At 62.8% G+C, this 18942-nt stretch carries 18 protein-coding genes; 4 read left to right on the forward strand and 14 right to left on the reverse strand.

Annotated elements, in window-relative coordinates:
• The gene (locus HUI96_RS07540; RefSeq protein ID WP_188254025.1) at positions 1–843 is read right to left on the reverse strand and encodes a LysR family transcriptional regulator; all 843 of its coding nucleotides are present in this window, start codon (positions 841–843) and stop codon (positions 1–3) included.
• Between the two features lie 107 nt (positions 844–950).
• On the opposite strand from HUI96_RS07540, the gene HUI96_RS07545 reads away from it, so the two are divergent.
• Genes HUI96_RS07545 through HUI96_RS07555 form a run of 3 tightly spaced genes read left to right on the forward strand, consistent with a single transcriptional unit; the run spans position 951 to position 3874 of the window.
• Complete coding sequence (locus HUI96_RS07545; RefSeq protein ID WP_188254026.1) at positions 951–1598, forward strand: 5-formyltetrahydrofolate cyclo-ligase; 648 nt, start codon at positions 951–953, stop codon at positions 1596–1598.
• A 59-nt stretch (positions 1599–1657) separates the two neighbouring features.
• Complete coding sequence (ctaD, locus tag HUI96_RS07550) at positions 1658–3250, forward strand: cytochrome c oxidase subunit I (protein ID WP_337918135.1); 1593 nt, start codon at positions 1658–1660, stop codon at positions 3248–3250.
• Between the two features lie 12 nt (positions 3251–3262).
• Entirely contained in the window at positions 3263–3874 is a 612-nt protein-coding gene (locus HUI96_RS07555) for a Tim44/TimA family putative adaptor protein (RefSeq protein ID WP_188254027.1), read from the forward strand.
• 18 nt (positions 3875–3892) lie between these two features.
• Here HUI96_RS07555 and HUI96_RS07560 read toward each other — a convergent pair whose 3' ends face one another.
• The 6 genes from HUI96_RS07560 to HUI96_RS07585 form a co-directional block, all read right to left on the reverse strand.
• A complete protein-coding gene (locus HUI96_RS07560) occupies positions 3893–4900 on the reverse strand; it encodes an XdhC family protein (RefSeq protein ID WP_188254028.1) in 1008 nt (335 codons plus the stop codon).
• Between the two features lie 212 nt (positions 4901–5112).
• Entirely contained in the window at positions 5113–6207 is a 1095-nt protein-coding gene (locus HUI96_RS07565; RefSeq protein WP_188254029.1) for an ABC transporter ATP-binding protein, read from the reverse strand.
• Positions 6207–7040 (reverse strand): ABC transporter permease, encoded by an 834-nt coding sequence (locus HUI96_RS07570; protein ID WP_188254030.1) that lies wholly within the window; start codon positions 7038–7040, stop codon positions 6207–6209. The genes HUI96_RS07565 and HUI96_RS07570 overlap by 1 nt, the downstream gene beginning before the upstream one ends.
• Positions 7037–7915 carry an ABC transporter permease gene (locus HUI96_RS07575; RefSeq protein WP_337918137.1) on the reverse strand — a complete coding sequence of 293 codons (879 nt, stop codon included), beginning with the start codon at positions 7913–7915 and terminating at the stop codon, positions 7037–7039. The genes HUI96_RS07570 and HUI96_RS07575 overlap by 4 nt, the downstream gene beginning before the upstream one ends.
• 75 nt (positions 7916–7990) lie before the next feature.
• Positions 7991–9118, reverse strand: a complete 1128-nt coding sequence (locus tag HUI96_RS07580; protein ID WP_188254031.1) for a polyamine ABC transporter substrate-binding protein — start codon at positions 9116–9118, stop codon at positions 7991–7993.
• Positions 9119–9212: 94 nt separating this feature from the next.
• Positions 9213–10127, reverse strand: a complete 915-nt coding sequence (locus HUI96_RS07585; protein ID WP_188254032.1) for a LysR substrate-binding domain-containing protein — start codon at positions 10125–10127, stop codon at positions 9213–9215.
• Between the two features lie 91 nt (positions 10128–10218).
• Between HUI96_RS07585 and HUI96_RS07590 the strand changes: the two genes are divergently transcribed.
• A complete protein-coding gene (locus HUI96_RS07590) occupies positions 10219–10992 on the forward strand; it encodes a creatininase (RefSeq protein ID WP_188254033.1) in 774 nt (257 codons plus the stop codon).
• A gap of 277 nt (positions 10993–11269) precedes the next feature.
• Here HUI96_RS07590 and HUI96_RS07595 read toward each other — a convergent pair whose 3' ends face one another.
• The 7 genes from HUI96_RS07595 to HUI96_RS07625 all read right to left on the reverse strand — a co-directional run bounded on the left by HUI96_RS07595 (position 11270) and on the right by HUI96_RS07625 (position 18928).
• Positions 11270–12496 (reverse strand): M24 family metallopeptidase, encoded by a 1227-nt coding sequence (locus tag HUI96_RS07595; RefSeq protein ID WP_188254034.1) that lies wholly within the window; start codon positions 12494–12496, stop codon positions 11270–11272.
• 278 nt (positions 12497–12774) lie between these two features.
• Positions 12775–13971, reverse strand: a complete 1197-nt coding sequence (locus tag HUI96_RS07600) for an AGE family epimerase/isomerase (protein WP_188254035.1) — start codon at positions 13969–13971, stop codon at positions 12775–12777.
• Positions 13972–13995: 24 nt separating this feature from the next.
• The gene (locus HUI96_RS07605; RefSeq protein WP_188254036.1) at positions 13996–15009 is read right to left on the reverse strand and encodes a hypothetical protein; all 1014 of its coding nucleotides are present in this window, start codon (positions 15007–15009) and stop codon (positions 13996–13998) included.
• Positions 15006–15740 (reverse strand): GntR family transcriptional regulator, encoded by a 735-nt coding sequence (locus HUI96_RS07610; protein WP_188254037.1) that lies wholly within the window; start codon positions 15738–15740, stop codon positions 15006–15008. The genes HUI96_RS07605 and HUI96_RS07610 overlap by 4 nt, the downstream gene beginning before the upstream one ends.
• A gap of 47 nt (positions 15741–15787) precedes the next feature.
• Positions 15788–16672, reverse strand: a complete 885-nt coding sequence (locus tag HUI96_RS07615; RefSeq protein WP_188254038.1) for a carbohydrate ABC transporter permease — start codon at positions 16670–16672, stop codon at positions 15788–15790.
• An 11-nt stretch (positions 16673–16683) separates the two neighbouring features.
• On the reverse strand, positions 16684–17619 hold the full coding sequence (locus tag HUI96_RS07620) for a carbohydrate ABC transporter permease (RefSeq protein ID WP_188254039.1): 936 nt from the start codon (positions 17617–17619) through the stop codon (positions 16684–16686).
• Positions 17620–17686: 67 nt separating this feature from the next.
• A complete protein-coding gene (locus tag HUI96_RS07625; protein WP_188254040.1) occupies positions 17687–18928 on the reverse strand; it encodes an ABC transporter substrate-binding protein in 1242 nt (413 codons plus the stop codon).
• Positions 18929–18942 lie beyond the last annotated feature (14 nt).

Below are 18942 nucleotides of genomic sequence, written 5' to 3' on the forward strand. Positions count from 1 at the left end.
TCAGGCCGCCACTTCCTTGAGGCCGCGTAGGGCTTCCTGCACGTCGCTCCGGGCCTCCGCGAACTCCGGATAGACGGCATAGGCCGGATAGGTGAACTGCGGCGCGCCCTCGACGAGTTCCAACTGGCCCGTTTCCAGGTGCGGGGTCACCGCTCCCTTGCGGAAATAGCCCATGCCGCCGGCGCGCAGTATATATCCCAGTCCCAGCGGGCCGAGGCCGACAAGCAGGCCAGGCTCCCCGAAAGCGGCCTGGCCGAAACCGTCCTGCGCCGCGAACTGCGGACCCCAATCGACGTGGACGTAGTCGGGACTGCCCTCCTCGCCATCGATGCCACGGGCCCTTACGAGAACGAGTTGCTCCTCCTCGACGAGTTCCACCCTGAAGCCTGGCAGAAGCTTCGGCGCGTAGAGCACCGCTACGTCCAGGACGCCCGTCCTCAGTTGCTCGATCAGTTGATCGGGAACGCCGACATGCGCGCGTATCGCGACCTCCGGCTGCTTCCTCTTCATCCAGACGAGCCAGTCGAGCAGCATCGGATTCCACAGGCTGAGTTCGCCGCCGAGGGCGATCACGCTGGTTCGCCCCGGCGGTATCTTGAGCTGCTGGCGCGCCCGCTCCCATACCTGGACGAAGGATTGGGCAAAGCGCTCGAATTCCCTGCCCGCGGCCGTCAGGGTGGCCCCGCTGCGGTTGCGATCAAACAGCCTGCGGCCGAGTTCCTCCTCCAGGGTGCGGATGCGGGCGCTTACCGTCGTCTGGGTGACGTGAAGCCGGTCCGCCGCCTTCAAGAAGCTTCCCGTGTGGACGATTTCCAGAAAGGTGCGCGCGCGGTCGATGTCCATGATTACCGCCAATATGCAATAATTTTGCAGTCATACAGCATTTAATTCCGTTTGCCTTCTTCCTTTGTGACGGGCAGCTTTGGTCCAGCACAAGCTGGACTTGAACCATGCAAGACGAACGAGAAGACGTCGGGTACGCGTCACCGCCGTGCTTCATGCACGAACTGTCGCCTGACTACAGCATCGAGACCGTCCGTCAGGACTGCTGGACTGATGTCCTCAGGTGGAGGAAGGCCGAACGCAAACGGCTGATCGCCGAGCGCCTCGCGCTCTCTGCGGACGAGCGCGAGGCGCGGTCGAACCGCATCGCCGTCATGCTCGACCGAGCGCTCGGGAACGTCAGCGGCCGCATCGTCGGAGCCTATTGGCCGTTCCGCGGCGAGCCGGACCTGCGCAACTGGAGCATTAGGCTCCTCGAGCGCGGCGGCCGTATCGCGCTGCCCGTCGTCGTGCAGAAGGGCTGGCCGCTCGAGTACCGGATCTGGTCCCCCGGCGATCCGCTGGAACGCGGAGTGTGGAACATCCTCGTGCCCTCCCGCGGGCCCGCCGTGCAGCCCTCTGCCGTGATCGCGCCGCTCGTCGGCTTCGACCAGGAGCACTATCGGCTCGGATATGGCGGCGGCTTCTTCGACCGGACGCTGGCGGCGATGGCGAAGAAGCCCCTCACGATCGGCGTCGGCTACGCGCATGGCAGACTGCCCACCATCTATCCGCAACCGCATGACATTCCCATGGACATCGTCATCACCGAGTAACCGAGCGGCCGAAGGTCCTGGCTCGCACCGGGTCCGGCCAGAGTGATAGGGAGAGTGAAGTGGATGCGGCCGTCACCGTGAAGGATCCAAAACCGGGCTTCGCGTCGCGCTGGCTGTTCTCAACCAACCACAAGGACATCGGGACACTCTATCTTTGCCTGTCCATGCTCTCAGGAATTCTTGGCACCGGACTATCGGTCGCGCTGCGTATGGAACTCCAGGAACCCGGCCTGCAACTCTTCTCCGATCCGACCGTCTTTAATGTGATCGTCAGTTCGCACGGGCTGGTGATGATCTTCTTCGTCATCATGCCGGCGCTGATCGGCGGATTCGGCAATTGGTTCGTCCCGATCATGATCGGCGCACCGGACATGGCCTTCCCGCGCTTGAACAACATCTCGTTCTGGCTGCTCGCGGCTTCACTCGTCTTATTCATCCTGTCGCTGTTCGTCCCCGGCGCGCCCGGTGCCCTCGGACACGGAGGCGGCTGGACGCTCTATCCGCCCTACTCCACGGAGGGCCAGCCCGGTCCAGCGGTCGATCTCGTCATCCTGTCCATCCACCTGTCCGGCGCATCCTCCATCCTCGGGGCGATCAACTTCATCACGACCATCTTCAACATGCGCGCGCCGGGCATGACGATGCACAAGATGCCGCTCTTCGCCTGGGCCATGCTGGTTACGGCGTTCATGCTGCTGCTCTCGCTGCCGGTGCTCGCGGGCGCGATCACGATGCTACTCACCGACCGCAACTTCGGTACGACCTTCTTTGTACCCGCGGGAGGAGGCGATCCGATCCTTTACCAGCACCTGTTCTGGTTCTTCGGCCATCCGGAGGTCTACATCATGATCCTGCCGGGCTTCGGCATCGTCAGCCACGTGATCTCTACCTTCTCCCGGAAGCCGGTGTTCGGCTATCTCGGCATGGCCTACGCCATGGTCGCAATCGGCATCATCGGCTTCCTGGTCTGGGCGCATCACATGTTCACGACCGGCATCTCGCTCGATTCGCAGCGCTACTTCGCCTTCGCCTCGATGATCATCGCCGTGCCGACGGGCGTGAAGGTGTTCTCATGGCTGGCCACCATGTGGGGCGGCTCTATCAGCTTCAAGACGCCGATGCTTTGGGCAACAGGCTTCGTCCTGCTCTTCACGATCGGTGGCGTCACCGGCGTCGTGCTGGCCAGTCCCGGCATCGACCGCGTCCTGCACGATACCTATTACGTCGTCGCGCATTTCCACTACGTGCTGTCGCTCGGCGCCGCCTTCGCAATCTTCGCCGCGTTCTACTACTGGTTCCCGAAGATGACGGGCTACATGATGAGCGAGACGCTCGGTCGCCTGCATTTCTGGCTGATGTTCGTCGGGGTCAACTTGGTCTTCTTCCCGCAGCACTTCCTGGGGATGGCAGGAATGCCGCGTCGTTACGCCGACTACCCTGATGCCTTCGCAGGGTGGAATTTCGTCTCGTCGGTCGGCTCCTACATCTCGGCCGTGGGCCTCCTTGTCTTCTTCGTCGCGGTGGCCGAGGCCTTTGCCCGGAAGCGCGTGGCCGGAGCCAACCCTTGGGGCGAGGGCGCTACCACGCTCGAATGGACGCTATCCTCGCCGCCGCCGTACCATCAATTCAGTTCACTCCCTCGGATACGATGAGCGGAGGCCGCCGTGAACGAGGCCGCAGAGGTCGCAAACAACGCTCCCGTAATCGTCGCGCTCTCCCTTTGGTGGGCGGTCCTGTTCGCCCTGCAGCTTTTCGCCGGAGAGCAACAGACCGGCAGCCGGGCAGCGACTGCTACGAAGCGGCGCGAGGCAGGCGGTGCCGCTGTCTCGCAGGACTCACGTATGTCAGAGATTTGCAGACTTGATCCGGAATTCAGTCAGGACGCCTTCCTGAGCGGTGCGGGGCGCGCTTTCGAGGCGGTGCTGAATGCTTATGCCCGGTGCGACCTCGAAGCGCTGCGGAAGCTGCTCTCCATGGAGGTGTTCCAGGTTTTCGCGGCCGCCTGCGCAAAGCGGCAGGAAAGCCGCGAGACGCTCGACCTCACCTTCATTGGCATCGAATCCGCCGAGATCGTCAGCGCCGAAGCGCTTCCCGGGAAAATGGAGATCACGGTGCTTTTCCGCGCCCAGATAGTCTTTGCTGAACGGACTTACAAAGGTGACCTGCTCAGCGGGGATCCGTCGGCCGTGACGACCACCGCCGACCTGTGGACTTTCTCTCGTCCAGTCCCGGCGAGCGATAGGACATGGCTCCTGGTAGCGACCGATCAGGCCTAGCAACTGGCCAGATTACTCTCATAGGCGCGCTTCAGCCGAAGATTCATCAGTTCCTGGCTGCCTGGGCCAGGAAGCCATCCGGGTTCGATGGCTTGCATGATCCCCCTCCCCGGCGCTGCGGGCTGCTTCCACGACCTCGGCCATGATCGAGATCGCCAGGTCGCTGGCGCTCCTTGCATGCGGAAGGAGCCCGGCGGGTCCCTGGATACGCTCGAGTTCACGCCTGCCGAATCCTTGCTTCTCAAGCCGCTCCAGCCGCGTCGCCTGGGTCGCGCGGCTCCCCATTGCGCCGATGTAGAAGGCATCGGTCGCAAGCGCCGCGGGAAGGAGCCTCTCTTCCCGGTCGTGATCGTGGAACGCGAAGACGATCGCGCTGCGATCATCGACGCCCGCCATTCCATCGAGCGAGCCGATGACGGCGCCCGCATCCCGCGCGCCACTGGCGGTGAGTTCGTCCGGTGTGTGGACGACCACTTCGAAGCCTGCCGCGACGGCAATCCTGGTCAACTGGACCGGGACCGGACCGATCCCGAAGACAGCCAGCCGCCGCCGGGGTCGGTAGAGCCGTGCGAACAACGCCTTTTCGTTGCCGCCGCCGTCCATGTCCGGGCCGCCGAGAGGCACGTTCAGGACCGCCTCGTACCGATTCAGTAGTCGCTGGTCGATCTGCTCCAACTGCCTCAGCGAGACATCGATGTCGAAGACCAACTCGATCGCGCTTCCGCATGGCAGGCTTATATCGATGTAGCGCGAGCCCCGACCGTACCGGACGCGGCGGCAGCGGCCGCTGGCGATCGCATCGACCGCTTCCGCCGCGACGGCGCGCTCAATACAGCCGCCCGACAAATAGCCGGTCCACGCTCCGGTCTCGGACACCGCCATCTGCGCGCCCAGCGGACGCGGCGACGAGCCTTCGATCTCCACCAGCGTGACGATCGCGACACGCTCCCTTGCCCGCATCCGCTCGATGGCGAAATCCAGGACGTAGTCGTCGAAGGTATCCCAAGTACCGTCCGGCCGCTTCATGAGTTGCTCCTCATGGATTGCGTCGGAGGTGGCTCCTCCGACTATCCGGCGTGCCGAGTATCGGAAGCAGGACGATGCACCGCAAACGAAATTATGTGCCCTTTCGAAGCAAAAATCTTGCATTATCCGAGTGGACACAGTTCGCCAGTAGCATCGTCAGTTGAAGCCCGCGGCCTATCGAAGCCGCACCGGGCGCCAAAGCGAGGCGGCCGTCACTCTCCCGGCAGAATGTGCGTGACCTCGGGCCGCCACGACACCCAGACCTTTGCCCCCGGCGCCAGATTGAGATCGCCGAGTTCGTCATGACTCTTCTGCGCCTTGATCTCGATGCGCTCGGCTCCCTCCAGATGGATGATGGCGGTGGCGCCGACAAACTCCTCGCCCACGACGGAGGCCTGCAGTCCGTTATAGCCATCGGAGGGCGGCTGATTGCTCAGGTGCACGCGGTCGCCGGACACGACGAATGTCGCCTTGTCTCCCTTCGACAGCGGCTTGGCCGTGTTCGGAGCGACGTCGAAATCCCCGGCCGGCGTCGAGATCCTGATTGCCTCCCCGTTCACATTCGACACCTTCCCCGCGAAGATATTGGACGAGCCAAGAAATTCGGCGACGAATTTCGTCCGCGGCGCGCGATAAATCTCCTGCGGGTTGCCGATCTGCTCGATCCGCCCGCGGCTCATGATGACCACGCGGTCGGCCATGGAAAACGCTTCCGACTGGCTGTGCGTGACATAGACGAAGGTAATGCCGAGTTCGCGCTGCAGATTGGACAGCACCGTCTGCATGCGCACCTTGAGATGAGCGTCGAGGGCCGACAGCGGCTCGTCCAGAAGCAGGATCGGCGGCTCCGTCACGAGCGAACGTGCGAGCGCTACGCGCTGGCGCTGGCCGCCGGAGAGATGTGCGACGTTGCGGTCAGCAAATTCGGTGATCTGCATGCGCTCCAGCCAACGGTCGACGCGGCGCAGGCGCTCCGCCTTCTCGACACCGCGCATGCGCAGGCTAAACTCGACATTCTCCCGGACCGTCAGAAAGGGAAAGAGCGCCAGGCTCTGCCACACCATTGGCGTGTCCCGCTGCCAGGTCGGCAGATCGTTGATGCGCTTGCCGGCGAGCCGGATCTCGCCCTCGCTCGGCGCCTCCAGTCCAGCCAGCATGCGCAGCGTCGTGGTCTTGCCGCAGCCGCTCGAGCCCATGATCGCGAGGAACTCGCCCTTGCGGATCTCCAGGTTGAAATCCTCGACAGCAACGAAGCTGCCGTAGCGCTTGGCGACGCCGTCGAAAACGACGAGGGCCTGTTCGGTCATCACAGTCCATCTCCGACGGGTTCGGCGGTCTTGGTGCTCGCGCCGCCGCGTTTCATGAGAAGTATCTGGGCGAGGATCACCAGCGTCATCGAGGCAAGGAAGACGAAGGTGCCGATGACGTTGATGCGGGGGCTCACCTGCCCTTGGAGGAAACCCAGAACCTTGACCGGCAGCGTCTCGTTGAGGCCCGAAACGAACCAGGCGACGGCGAACTCGTCGAAGGACACCGCCATGGTGATGAACAGCGCCGCAAAGATCGCCGGCCTGCAGAACGGCACGACGACATGGCGCATGGCCATCCATTCCGAAGCACCAAGGTTCCAGGCGGCCGCTTCCAGGGAGGGATCCATCTGCGAGAGCCGCAGCCGCACGATCGCCATGGCGAATGGGGCGCACATGACCACATGGGCGATGATGACCGAATAGATCGCCCCGGACAGGTTGACGTTCGACAGGAAAGCGAGCATCGCGAGGCCGAGGATGACCACGGGGATGGTCGGCGGCAGCAGGGCAAGCGCGACGTAGAAGGTCTTGCCGAAGAACTTGTACCGGAAGTCCGTATATGCGGCGCCGAAGCCGATCGCCGTAGCCAGAACCGACACGATCACACCAGCGATCAGCGTGTTACGCAGTCCCTCCCAGACGAGGGGATCATTTGCGACCGCCTCGTACCAAATCGTCGAGAATCCGCCGAGCGGAAGCGACGGAAATCGGTCGACATTGAACGAGAAGACGAAACTGGCGGCAATCGGCGCGAAGATGAACGCGAACGCCAGCAGGATGTAGAGCCTGAGCGCCCAGTCGATCAGGCGGCTGCGATTGAAGTCGCTCATCGTCCACGCTCCCGGTATGCATAGCTCACGGCGGCGAAGGCTACGGCGAGTAGGGTTGCGATCATCATCAGCGCGATCACTGCCGCCCGCGGCCATTGCTGGCCCGACTTGGTGGTGTCGGTGATCAGGATCGAGAGCGTCGGCGGGTCGCCGCCACCGAGATAGAGCGGGCTGACGAAGTCGCCAAAGGTCAGGATGAAGCAGAACAGCGCCGCAATGACCAGGCCCACCTTCGCCGCCGGGACGATCACCTCGAACACCGTCCGCAACCGGCCGCAGCGCAGATTATGCGCCGCCTCGATCAGGGTCTTGTCGACGAACATCAGGCTGAAGAGCTGCAGGAGCACGACGAGCGGCAGGCTGAGGGTGACATAGCCGACCATCGTTCCGAACACGGAGTTGAGCATGCCGAAGGGCCCGAGGCCGATCTTGGCGAAAAGCGCGTTGATGATGCCGTTGTCGGAGAGAAAGATCTGCCAGGAATAGACGCGCACCAGGTAGCTGGTGAAGAACGGGATGACCATCAGGAAGATCGCCCAGCGCCGCGCCGCCTCCGACAGTTTAAAGGCGATGCCGTAGGCACAGGGGAATGCCAGCGCGCTGGTGATGACCGCTGCTGAGGCGGCGAGCGCCAGCGTGCGGAAATACGCCTCCCAGAAGACGCTCCGGCCGAGCATTCTCACCCAGTTGTCGGGATTGAAGTCGGGCTCCATTCGGAAGTTGCGGACCGACCAGAAGCTGAGCGCGATCAGAAAGAGCAACGGCGCCAGGAAGAACAGCAGTTGCCAGACCAGCATCGGCAGCGAGAATGTCAGGCCGTAGACTGTGATCGATTTCCGGGAGGAAATTCCCTTACGCGATTGAATTATGGGCACCCGAACGCTCCTTACAACAAGGGCGGGCACTTGTGCCCGCCCTTGTAACCGGCGACCGATTCCGTAAGCGGCAGACTACGATCCCTTGTATTCGGACCAGAAGTCGTTCCAGTCTTCAAGACTTTGCTGCACCGGCAGTTGGCGATACTTGATGCGCCCGTTGCGAATGAGGTCCATGGCATTGGGCTCGTTGAGCAGCATGCCCTGGCGCTTGGCCTCCTCCGGTGTTTCCTTGGCCAGCAGTTCCCAGCCTTTCTTGTTCGGGATCATGCAGGGATAGGCGGCCATGTTGGCCGACTTCACCTGGCCTTTGGGCGAGGTGATGTACTGGATCCACTTCTTGGCGAGATCCGCCTTGGTCGAGCCCTTGCCGATGCAGAAAGATTCCGTGAACTGCAGGCCACCCTCCTCGGGGATGACGCTGCGCACTTTGGCGCCGCTCCGCTCGAGCGTGCCCGTGATCCAGTCGCCGATACCGGCCATGGCCAGCATCTGGCCATTCTGCAGCGACGCGAATGTGCCGCCGTAGTCGAAGAAGCCGCCGATCTGCGGCCGCAAGGTCTTGATCTTTTCCTGGACCGCCTTCCACGCCGCTTCGTCGATGTCGTAGGGACTGGCGTTGCCGTTCAGCAGACTGATCTGGCCGAGGTTCGGCAGATGCCAGTCGAAATGCCCGACCTTGCCCTTCAGCTTGTCGGCCCAAAAGACATTGTAGGTGGAGGCTTCCTTCTCGGTGATGGCCTCGGTGTTGTAGGCGACGCCGAGGAAGCCGAAGCGGGTGATGACGGAATAGAGATCGTCGCCCACCCAGTGCCCCGGAAACTTCTGGAACTCCGGGAAGAAGTCGGCAAAGGCATAGTCGGCCGGATCGAGCTTCTCGATATAGCCGGCGGCGTTGAGCTGCTGGACGTATTCGGCGTCAGAGAGGATAAGGTCGAAGGTTCCGGGAGGCGACTGCGAGATCAGCCCAAGCATGTTGTCGCCGCCGGTGTAGTATTTCGGCTTGAACTTAACGTTGTTCTCGGCTTCGAACTCTGCGACCACATCGGGTTCGGCATGGCCGTACCAGGCCAGCATGGTGAGTTCGACGGGCGCGGCAAAGGCAAGCCGGCTCAGATAGGGCATTGCGAGCGCACTTCCCCCCAGAATGCTCGCGCCCTTCAATATTTCGCGCCGGTTACGCCGGCCCAACAGCGTCGACATGGAACTCCTCCCCTTTTTCCATTAGTTTCCGCAAGGGTATTTTTGGTCCATGCATTTGGAAAATTAATTCTAATAATCTCTACATTAACGGCCTTTATTGATAGTCCAGCTTTGCATGGCGCTTCACGGGATCGCCGGATACCCCCGCCTCGTCCAGACGACCGATAACATGATTGACCAGCCTGATCCCGGCGTCCGACAGCCTCGGGTGTTTGTAGAACAGCCCCACGCGTATCTCCGCGAGCGCCGGAAATCCGTCCGCCTCTTCAAGGACACGCATGCCGGAAAGCATCGTATATCGGGTGAGCGCGCTGACGCCGAGACCGTTGATGACCGCGTTCTGCAGGCCGCTTACGCCAGACCCCGTATAGGCGATCCGCCAACGCATCTGGGCTCCGTCGAGTGCTTGGATCATTCGCGCCCGGTAAGCGCATCCTTCCGGATGCGCCGCCAAGGGAATGCCTCGTGTCGGATCTACGGTGAAGTCCTTGGCGGCCGCCCAGATGGGGCGTTCGATCCATGATCGGGACAGGTATTGAGCGCGTTCTCCGTTGACCATTGCGACAGCGACATCCAGTTCGTCGGCGCGCAGGCGGTCAAGAATATCCGCGCTCCAGCCGCAATGCAGTTCCAGTGAAATCTCTGGGTTTCGTCGCGTGTACTCAGTGATAACACCTTGCAGAAAGGCGACGGCGTAATCGTTGGGGAGACCTACGCGCAGGACGCCGGCGATCCGAGCGCGATTGAAGTAGGAAGCCGCCTCGTCGTTGAGGCGCAGGATCTCGCGCGCATAGCTCAGGAGCATTTCTCCCTCGCTGGTGAGAAGCAGTGTTCGGCCGACTTGTCTGATGACGGGGGCGCCTACTAGTTCTTCGAGCCTGCGGATCTGTAGGGAGATCGCGGGCTGTGTGCGTCCCAGCGCGTCGCCCGCCTTTGTAAAGGCACCAAGATCTATCACCGATACGAAAGTGCGTAGCAGGTCAGTCTGGAAATTGGTGAAGCTACGCATTTGCATCTCTCATGCCGGGATGATGAATATAAATTTCTCATATTGAAGCACAGGCAGCAATTATCTCTCGGTGTAAAACTGTGAGGTTATCATGCCTGCTGAAACAGTCTTCGCGGCCGAGTTGTCTTGGCCGGACTATGATGCGAAGGTGCGCGACGGTTCCGTGCCTATCCTGGTGCCGATCGGCTCCATGGAGCAGCACGGCCATCACATGCCGATGCATGTCGACGTGCTCCTTCCCGTCGAATTCGCGCGGCGCGCTGCCAGCTCTGTTGGCGCCCTGGTGGCGCCGCCTTTCACCTACGGTTACAAGTCGCATCAGAAATCCGGCGGCGGCAATCATCTGCCGGGCACCACCAGCCTGGACGGCGCAACGCTGGTGGCGGCGCTGCGCGACGTCATCAAGGAATTCGCCCGTCACGGGGTCAGGAAGATCTGCCTCGTCAACGGGCACTTCGAAAATTCCTGGTTCATCGTCGAAGGCATCGACCTGGCTCTCCGGGAACTGCGCTGGGGCGGCGTCGACGACATGAAGATCGTGGTGCTCTCCTATTGGGATTTCGTCGACAAGCAGACGATCGCTCGGCTTTATCCGGATGGTTTCACCGGCTGGGATCTCGAGCATGGCGGCGTGCTCGAGACATCGCTGATGCTCGCCCTCTATCCGCATCTGGTGAATGTCGACCGCGCCGTCGATCACGCCCCGGCGAGCTTTCCACCCTACGACGTCTATCCGCCAAAGCCGAAGTGGACGCCGAAGAGCGGCACCCTCTCCTCACCGAAGGAGGCCTCGAAGGAAAAGGGCGAGATCCTGCTCGACATCTGCACGCGCGGCATCATCGAAGCGTTGAAGGCGGAATTTTGAAACCGATCAACACAAGCAAAGGGCCGCGAGAATGTCGCGGCCCTTCTTTTCGACCCAAATAGTATCGCAACCCGTCAAACGCTGTGCCGTGGAAGGTCCGCCTGCTCACGATGCTCTGCGTCTACCGGGTTCGACGCTTCGCACGAGGTCCCAAGCATCAGCCTTCTTATCCATCCGCCAAGACCGCTTCGGGGCGAAATAGTCTCGCGGCGCGGAGCGCAGCGGTCACGCCAACCCGCCGGCAGCGGCGGGCAATCGTGCGGAATGACCGGGGCCATCAGTTCCGGATGACGTTGTGCTCGGGTCCGAACGGGAAGCCGCTGATGTTATCGGCCCCATCTTCCTTGACGATGAGGATGTCATGCTCGCGGTAGCCGCCGGCGCCCGGAACACCCTCGGGCAGCATCACCATCGGCTCCATCGACACGACCATGCCGGGCTTCAGGACCGTGTCGATGTCCTCGCGCAGTTCCACGCCGGCCTCGCGGCCGTAGTAGTGGCAGAGCACGCCGAAGGAGTGGCCGTAGCCGAAGGAGCGGTACTTCAACAGGTCCCACTGCCGGTACATGTCGTTGAGCTCCAGCGCGATGTCCTTGCAGCGCGCGCCCGGCTTGATGAGTTCGAGACCGCGGCGGTGCACGGCGACGTTCTTCTCCCAGATGTCGAGGCTGGCGTCATCGACGTGGTCGCAGAACAGCGTGCGCTCCAGCGCCGTGTAGTAGCCGAAGATCATCGGAAATGTGTTGAGCGACAGGATATCGCCCGACTGGATCACACGGTTGGTGACCGGGTTGTGCGCGCCGTCGGTGTTGATGCCCGACTGGAACCAGGTCCAGGTGTCCATCAGTTCGACGAAGGGGAACGATTTGGCGATCTCGCGGATCATCGCATTGGTGGTGGCGATCGCCACCTCGTGCTCGGGTACGCCGGCCTTGATGGCCGCCGCGCAGGCGGCACCGCCGACGTCACAGATGCGCGCGCCCTCACGGATCAGCTTGTGCTCCTCCGCCGACTTGATGGTGCGCATCCACATCGACGGCTGGCCGACATCGACAAACTCGACGCCGGGCAGCGCCTCTTCGAGCTGGCGGCGGAAGTCGAGCGAGATATGGTCGAACTCGATGCCGATCCGCTTGGCGCCGGGGGTGAGTTGGCGCACGGCCTGGTAGTAGTTGTCGCGGCGCCAGTCGGTGTAGGTGATGTTGTCGCCGAAGCTGCGGCGCCACGGCTGGCCGCCATCGATGCCGGCGGAGATGGTGGTCGCCTTGTCATGGTCGATGACCATGCCGTACTTGCGGCCGAAATAGCAGTACAGCCAGCCGGAATAGTAGTTGATGCAGTGATAGGAGGTGAACAGCGCCGCATCGACATTGTTCTTGGCCATCCAGCCGCGAACGTCGTTCTGGCGGCGGCTCATCTCGGCGTCCGAGAACGGGGAGAATTCTTTCTCGCCATTGTGCCACTTCATCACGTGCAGCATATCGTCGGTGACAGGCGTGCTCATTGGTTCCCTCTTTGAAGACCTGCCGCCAGCATACGAAATCAGCTAAATTTCCAAAATTTATTGACGTAATGCAGGCATTAACATTCCAAATGATTTTGGCTGCACGCGCCCGCGGCCGAATGGGATCGGGCAGATGACTGCTGAGCGTGGCGTTCGACGGGTGAACCCGGGCGGCAATAGGGATTCAGAACTCAATGAGGCGCATTAGTCTCGGCCACACTCGGGATGCCGGTGTGGAGGCGCCGAGAAGCCCGGAGCTTTTCTGGTGGGGAGTGCGCCTAGTCGGAGCCGCCCTGTTCTTCCACCTTGAACGCTTCGAGGACCTCGTAACAGGCCGCAAGCGGGTGGTAGTCCGTCTTCGCCGCAGGACTCTTCTCGTTGCTGTACTTGTTGCCAGCCGCGTCGAGGACGCGGAACCAGCCGCCGTAGCGATGGTCGACGAAATGGCGATCGGCATACCGCCAATGCCGGTCGTACCAGTCCCAGTACTCCGGATTGCCTGTACGCAGGGCCAGAAGTGCGGCCGCCGCGATCGCCTCGGCGCTGACCCAGTAGTAGCGGTCGGTGTCGAGGATGGTCCCGTCGGGTGCGAAGGCATAGTCGATGCCTCCCGTCGCCGGATCGAAGGCTTTGTTCATAGCCACCCGGAAGAGCCGCTCCGCGGTCGGTAGGTGCCAGGGCTCGGGCCGGTAGCGCTCAAGAATGACGAGGAGCTTGGCCCACTCGACGAAGTGGCCCGGCAGGTAGCCGTAGGGCTTGAACAAGTCCTTGGGATTGTCGCGATTGAACTCCCAATCCGGCGTCCAGTCGGTGCGATAGTGCTCCCAGATCAGTCCGTCGCTCGCCAGGTCGACGCAGATCCGGCGCGCCAGCGTTGCGGCGCGCGCGATGTAGCGCTCCTCGCCGGTCGCCTCGTAGGCGGCGATCATCGCCTCGCACATATGCATGTTGCAGTTCTGGCCGCGATAGGCCGAGACGGCGGACCAGTCTCCCGCCGCGATCTCGTCGACATAGAGCCGAGCCTCCGGCTCCCGGAAGCGCCTTTCGAGAAGGTCGTAGGTCTCGGCGACCACCTCCGCCGCCGTCGGGATGCCGGCCCTGGCGGCGCCGGCAGCCGCCAGCAGGACGAAGGCGTGGCCGTAGCAATGGCGGGTCGGATCGGCGACGCGGGTCTCGTCCAGCACCCAGGCGTAGCCGCCATCGGGCTGCCGATGATGATTGGCGAGGAATTTCAGCCCGTGCGAGGCCGCCTCGCGAAACGCCTCCTCGTCGAACAGCATGCTGCAGAGCGCGAAATTGTAGGTGAAGCGGCAGGTCCCGACGAGATGCTTGGTACGGGCATCGAAGATGGTGCCATCGTCTAGGAACTGGTTGATGAACCCGCCGTGGCGGCGATCGATGCAGGCCGGGTGGTAGAAGTCGATGATGCTGTGGATCTGATCTCGCAAGAAAGCCTTGTCTCGATAGTTCGGCATCGCTCCCCCTCCCCTTCCCTTCAGCTATCCGAGCGCGCTGCAGGCGATCCGGTAGCGCGTGACGAACGGAGCATCGGGGCTCAGCGCGATCGTGGTTGCCGTACCGCTTCCGGAAAGTGGATTCGGTCCCGCCGACGCGGCAGGCCCAAGGTCGAACGCCGCAGCGATCGGCTCGACGCCAAGCCCGCGGAAACGGCCGTTCCACGGTGGGAAGCGGCGGCCCTGCGCCGAAATCCAGAGGAGACAGGAAGGGAGATGGGGGGCGTCCCATTCCTGTGTGACGACGTAGCCGTCGTCGGGGTAGGTCAGCGCGATGCTGCCATCGAGGCCGGTCAGCAGCGCGAGATCCTCGCCTTCCGAGGGAAAGGGCAGTGCGCTCAGATCGAGCTTCGTACCCACGGCCGAGAGCAGCATCCCGGGAGCCGCGTTCCGCTGGTCCGGCTTCAGGACAGTGCGCCCGTGCTCGACGTCCATCGGAAAGGTCCAGGCACGTGCCCCCGGCTTCAGCTCGAGGAGAACGGAGCCGGGCCGCACAGGCAACCGGTAGACTGGATGGAAGCCGAAGGACGTCCTGCAGGCTTTTCGCGCACGGATCGTCAGGGAGAACTCGATCGCCGGCGCAGCATCGGAAAGAGCGATCGTCCGTTCCAGGCCCGCGATCGCATGCCCCTCGGGATAATCGATGCCGATGGTGATCGAATTGCCGCCATGCGCGACCAGATGCCAGTGGTGGTTTGAGGAGAAGCCGTGCGGATGCTCGTCATGCACCGCGTCGACCCGCGCCGCCTCGCTCCGCCAATCCGAAGGCAGGCCGGGGCGCGACGCGTCGGCCCCGAACGGCACGCAGGGCCATTCACCGCGCAGGTGCCGCAGGATGCCGGGCCGGTCGGGTAGATCCTCCTCATCCCAAGGCGCGACGACGAATGGCTGCACCTCCCGATCGCCGAGGCGGAAAATGGCCGGCCCGAGCATGCCGCCAAGGCTCTGCACCTCGGCGCCGCCGTGCCGGCCCGTAATCTTCCAAACCTCGCCTCTCACGAGGGAGCCCGCTCTGCGGAGTGATCGCCCGCATCATGCCTCGGGCCGGTGCGGCTCTCGAAATACTCGGGATAGCGCTCCTTAACGACGTCGAGGACCTCGAAGATGCGGCGAAGATGCGAGCGCATGGCGTTCTCCGCCTCCAGCGCGTCCGCCGCCTCCAGGGCCTCGACGATGCGCCTGTGCTGCCCCAGTACGACAGACATGCTGTCCAGCCGCGGGAAGGAAAGGAAGCGGAAGCGGTCCATGTGGAGCTTCGCGGCGCTGATGTCGGCCCAGATGCCAGGGAAGCCGGCATGCGCAGCGATGTGCTGATGGAAAAGCTCGTCGGACTTGTAGAAGCGGCGGTCGTCGGAGATCGAGGCGAACGTCTCCTGAATGGCGAGTTCGCCCTTGAGCGCCCTGATCAGTTCGTCGCGTCGCGGGCTCTCCACCGCCCGCTTGATCAGCCCGACCTCGAGGGATTCGCGCAGGAACTGCGACTTCTCCAGATCGGCTATGCGCAGCGGCGCAACCATGCTTCCACGCTGGGGATAGATGTCGATCAGTCCGAGACCCGCCAACCGTGCGAGCGCCTCGCGGACCGGCGTGCGGCTGATCCCGAGCGCCTCCGACATCGCCTTCTCGGAAACGAGTTCGTTCGGTTTCAGCCTGAAGGTGAGGATCTGGTCGAGCAGGATGTCGAATGTACGCGCCCCGACCGATGCGCCCGTAATTCCAATCTCAGTCAAGCGCCGTTCGTCCTGTCTCGTTCCCGCGGACGCACCCATATCGATACTCATAGGTTCTGCAACTTCATGCCGTTCATGAAATGCCTGCGCAGCAAGAAGAACAAGACGACTGTCGGCAGGCTGGCAAGCAGGGTCGCGGTCATCACCACGTTCGGCGTCTGCGCGGCATAGCTTCCCTGCAGCACCATCAGCCCGTTCATCAGCGAGCGCACCTCCTCGCGGCTGGTGAGCACCATCGAGAACAGCAGGTCGTTCCACACCCAGGTGAATTGGATCAGGAATAGGGCGGTCATCGGCCCCCAGCAATTGGGCAGGACGATAGAATGGAAGATGCGGAACTCGGAGCAGCCGTCGAGGCGCGCGGCTTCGTCCATCTCGCGTGGCAGGCCGGCCATGTAGTTGCGCAGCACGAGGACAGGAAAGGGGATGCAGATGGCCGTGTAGAACAGGATCATGCCGAGGCGGCTGTTGTTCAGCCCCAGCTTGTTGTAGCCGATGAACAGGGGGATCAGGTACATCTGGAGGGGAAAGATCGTCCCCGAGAAGATCAGCATGAACCAAAAATTCTTGCCGCGGAAATCGATCCTGGTCAGGCCGTAGGCGGCAAGCGCCGCGATGAAGACGGCGGCTCCCGCACCGACGATGCCGTAGAGTGCGGAATTGAACATCCCCTCGCCCATGCGAGTCTTGGTCCATGCCTCGTAGACGTTTTCGAGAATGGGCTGCCACGATTGAGGGAGCGCGAGCGGATGGCCGAGGCCGTATTCCGCGTTGGTTTTGAACACCGAAACGAGCAGATAGTAGAACGGCACCAGCCAAGCGATCGCCAGCAGCGCGGCGAACAGCCAGATCAGGGCGCTCGAACCCTGTGCGCGCCGCTCCTTGGCGGCAATCGCGTCCAGGTCGAGTTTTGCGATATCGAGGGCAGCCATGCTCGTTCCCCCTAGCGCCGATCGAGCCGCTGCTGCAGGGCGCCGAGCAGCCAACTGATGCTGAAGGCGATGACGCCAAGCACGACCGCGATCGCGGCACCGTAACCCCAATAGCCGGCGCGGAACGACTCCCAGTACTGGTTTACCGCGAGCGTCAGGGTAGAGCGGTTGGGGAAGTCGCGGCCCATCACCCAGACAAGGTCGAACGACGTGAAGCCTGCCAGCACCGAGACGGTGGCGACGACCAGGATGGTCGGCGCCAGCAAGGGCAGCACGATGTGCCGGAACACCCCCCAGCGCGAGGCGCCGTCGACCTTGGCGGCTTCGATGGGTTCCGAGGGAAGCGCGTTCAAGCCCAGCAGGAGCAACACCATGGTCAGGCCGACCTGCTGCCAGATGTGCGTGACGATCATCGCAGGGGTGGCGATTCCCTCTTCGTAGAGCCAGCGGCGGGTGAGCCCTTCAAGCCCGATCGCGCGGAGCCCCGAGTTGAGAATGCCCTCGTTGGCATAGACGTAGTACCAGACCACCCCGACGGCGGTGGCCGAGAACATTCTGGGCAGGAAATAGATGCTCTTGAAGGTCTCTTCGCCCTTCAGCCCCTTCACCAAGAGCGCCAGCGCCAGGCCGAGCATCGCCGGCAGGAAGAAGGAGGCCACCACCCAGAGGATGGTGTTGCCGGTGGCGGTCGAGAAATTCGGATTCGACAGCAGTCGCTGGTAGTTGGCGAGCCCGGCATACTGGTCGAGGCCGGAGAATTTTGCCCACTTCGTCATCGACGCGTAGACGTTGAAGGCGACCGGCAACAGCAGGAACACGCCGACGAAGATCAGCGCAGGCGACATGAAGGCGAGCGCGGTCCAGAGCCGTCTGCGCGCCCGGCGACGTTCCTCGCGCATCATCAGTTCGATCGGCGGAAGCGAGGCCAACTGCTCTGTTCGTGTCATCGAAGCGTTCACGTGCTGTTTCCCCGGAGGGACGGCGGCGAAGGACCTTCGCCGCCGTCAGGCCTTATCACTGGCGGGAGGCCCAGTACTGCGAGGCGATGGCTTCCATGTTCTTCATGGCCGTCTCGGCCTGCTCCTTGGTCGGGTTGGTCATGAAGCGGTTCATCTCCTCGACGGCCGGCAGGACGATCTCGGAGGGCGACGCCTCCCAGTAGCGGGTCATGGAGCGGTAGTTGCCATCGGCGGCCGTCTTCGCGATCTCGCCGATTATGGTGTTCGGCACCTTGGCGTTCTTGTTGCCTGCATAGAGGCCGGGGGTGGTCGCCCAGGCATCCATCGCGGCGGCGCTCAGGTACCAGTCGGCGAACTTCATCACGTCCGGGTTCTCGGCGCCCTTGATGCTGATCACCAGCGGCGACGCCTCGACGATCACGACGTTCGGCACCGACGCGTCGACGTTGGGCATGATGAAGCCGCCAAAATCGGTCTCGGCCTTGAGGCCGCCGGCTTCGACGAGGCCGATGTTCCAATCGCCGGCCAGGTACATGGCGGCCTTGCCGCGGGCGAAGTCGAGTTGCTCTTCCTGGCTCGCCGGGTCGGTGAAATAGCCCTTGGCGTAGAGGTCGCCCCAGATCTCGAAGACCTTCTTCACCGGCTCGTCGGTGTACTTCAGCTTGCCTTCGTTCAGCGCGACATAGGCGTCCGGATTGGTGCGGATCAGCAGTTCCTCGAACCAGACGAAGCCGCGCCAGCCTTCCTGCAGGGAAGCGTTGAAGGGCGTGATGCCGGCGGCCTTCAGCTTCTCACAGGTGGCCATCAGTTCGTCCCAGGTCGTAGGCGGCGCCGAGATGCCGGCCTTCTCGAACAGCGACTTGTTGTAGAGCACGATCCAGCGGTTGATGCCTGTCGGCATGCCGTAGATGTGGCCGTTGACCTTGAACGGTTCGGCCGACGAGGCGTCATATTCGCCTGCCGCAATCTTCTTTTCCCAAAGCTCATCCAGCGGTGCGATCTGGCCGCTCTCGACGATCTCGGCGAGCTTCGTGCCGTTCCACCAGGTGAAGGCCTGCGGCGCGTCGCCCGAAAGCAGGCTCTGCTGGATGAAGGCCTGGAACTGGTCGGTCGCATAGGCGCTGAACTTCAGGTCGATGTCGGCCTTCTTGGCCGCCTCAGTGAGGCCGTCCCAGCCGGCCTGGTAGAACGGCTTGTCGTGGAAAACGGTGACTTCGTCGGCCTGAGCAGCGGGGGCAAGCCCCAATGCGGTTGCAGTTAGTGCAATGGCCGCCAGGCCCCTGGTAAACATGTTCATGCCCTCTCCTCCTG

Source organism: Pseudaminobacter soli (ex Zhang et al. 2022), from assembly GCF_014595955.1.
In the GTDB taxonomy this organism is placed as follows: Bacteria; Pseudomonadota; Alphaproteobacteria; order Rhizobiales; family Rhizobiaceae; genus Kumtagia; species Kumtagia pseudosoli.

Excerpts from the sequence above, each read along its gene's own strand:
- HUI96_RS07565 (WP_188254029.1), bottom strand. The coding sequence starts at position 6,207 with ATGACCGAACAGGCCCTCGTCGTTTTCGACGGCGTCGCCAAGCGCTAC.
- HUI96_RS07580 (WP_188254031.1), bottom strand. The coding sequence starts at position 9,118 with ATGTCGACGCTGTTGGGCCGGCGTAACCGGCGCGAAATATTGAAGGGC.
- HUI96_RS07595 (WP_188254034.1), bottom strand. The coding sequence starts at position 12,496 with ATGAGCACGCCTGTCACCGACGATATGCTGCACGTGATGAAGTGGCAC.
- HUI96_RS07540 (WP_188254025.1), bottom strand. The coding sequence starts at position 843 with ATGGACATCGACCGCGCGCGCACCTTTCTGGAAATCGTCCACACGGGA.
- HUI96_RS07620 (WP_188254039.1), bottom strand. The coding sequence starts at position 17,619 with ATGACACGAACAGAGCAGTTGGCCTCGCTTCCGCCGATCGAACTGATG.
- HUI96_RS07590 (WP_188254033.1), top strand. The coding sequence starts at position 10,219 with ATGCCTGCTGAAACAGTCTTCGCGGCCGAGTTGTCTTGGCCGGACTAT.
- HUI96_RS07585 (WP_188254032.1), bottom strand. The coding sequence starts at position 10,127 with ATGCGTAGCTTCACCAATTTCCAGACTGACCTGCTACGCACTTTCGTA.
- HUI96_RS07600 (WP_188254035.1), bottom strand. The coding sequence starts at position 13,971 with ATGCCGAACTATCGAGACAAGGCTTTCTTGCGAGATCAGATCCACAGC.
- HUI96_RS07545 (WP_188254026.1), top strand. The coding sequence starts at position 951 with ATGCAAGACGAACGAGAAGACGTCGGGTACGCGTCACCGCCGTGCTTC.
- HUI96_RS07625 (WP_188254040.1), bottom strand. The coding sequence starts at position 18,928 with ATGAACATGTTTACCAGGGGCCTGGCGGCCATTGCACTAACTGCAACC.
- HUI96_RS07570 (WP_188254030.1), bottom strand. The coding sequence starts at position 7,040 with ATGAGCGACTTCAATCGCAGCCGCCTGATCGACTGGGCGCTCAGGCTC.
- HUI96_RS07560 (WP_188254028.1), bottom strand. The coding sequence starts at position 4,900 with ATGAAGCGGCCGGACGGTACTTGGGATACCTTCGACGACTACGTCCTG.
- HUI96_RS07615 (WP_188254038.1), bottom strand. The coding sequence starts at position 16,672 with ATGGCTGCCCTCGATATCGCAAAACTCGACCTGGACGCGATTGCCGCC.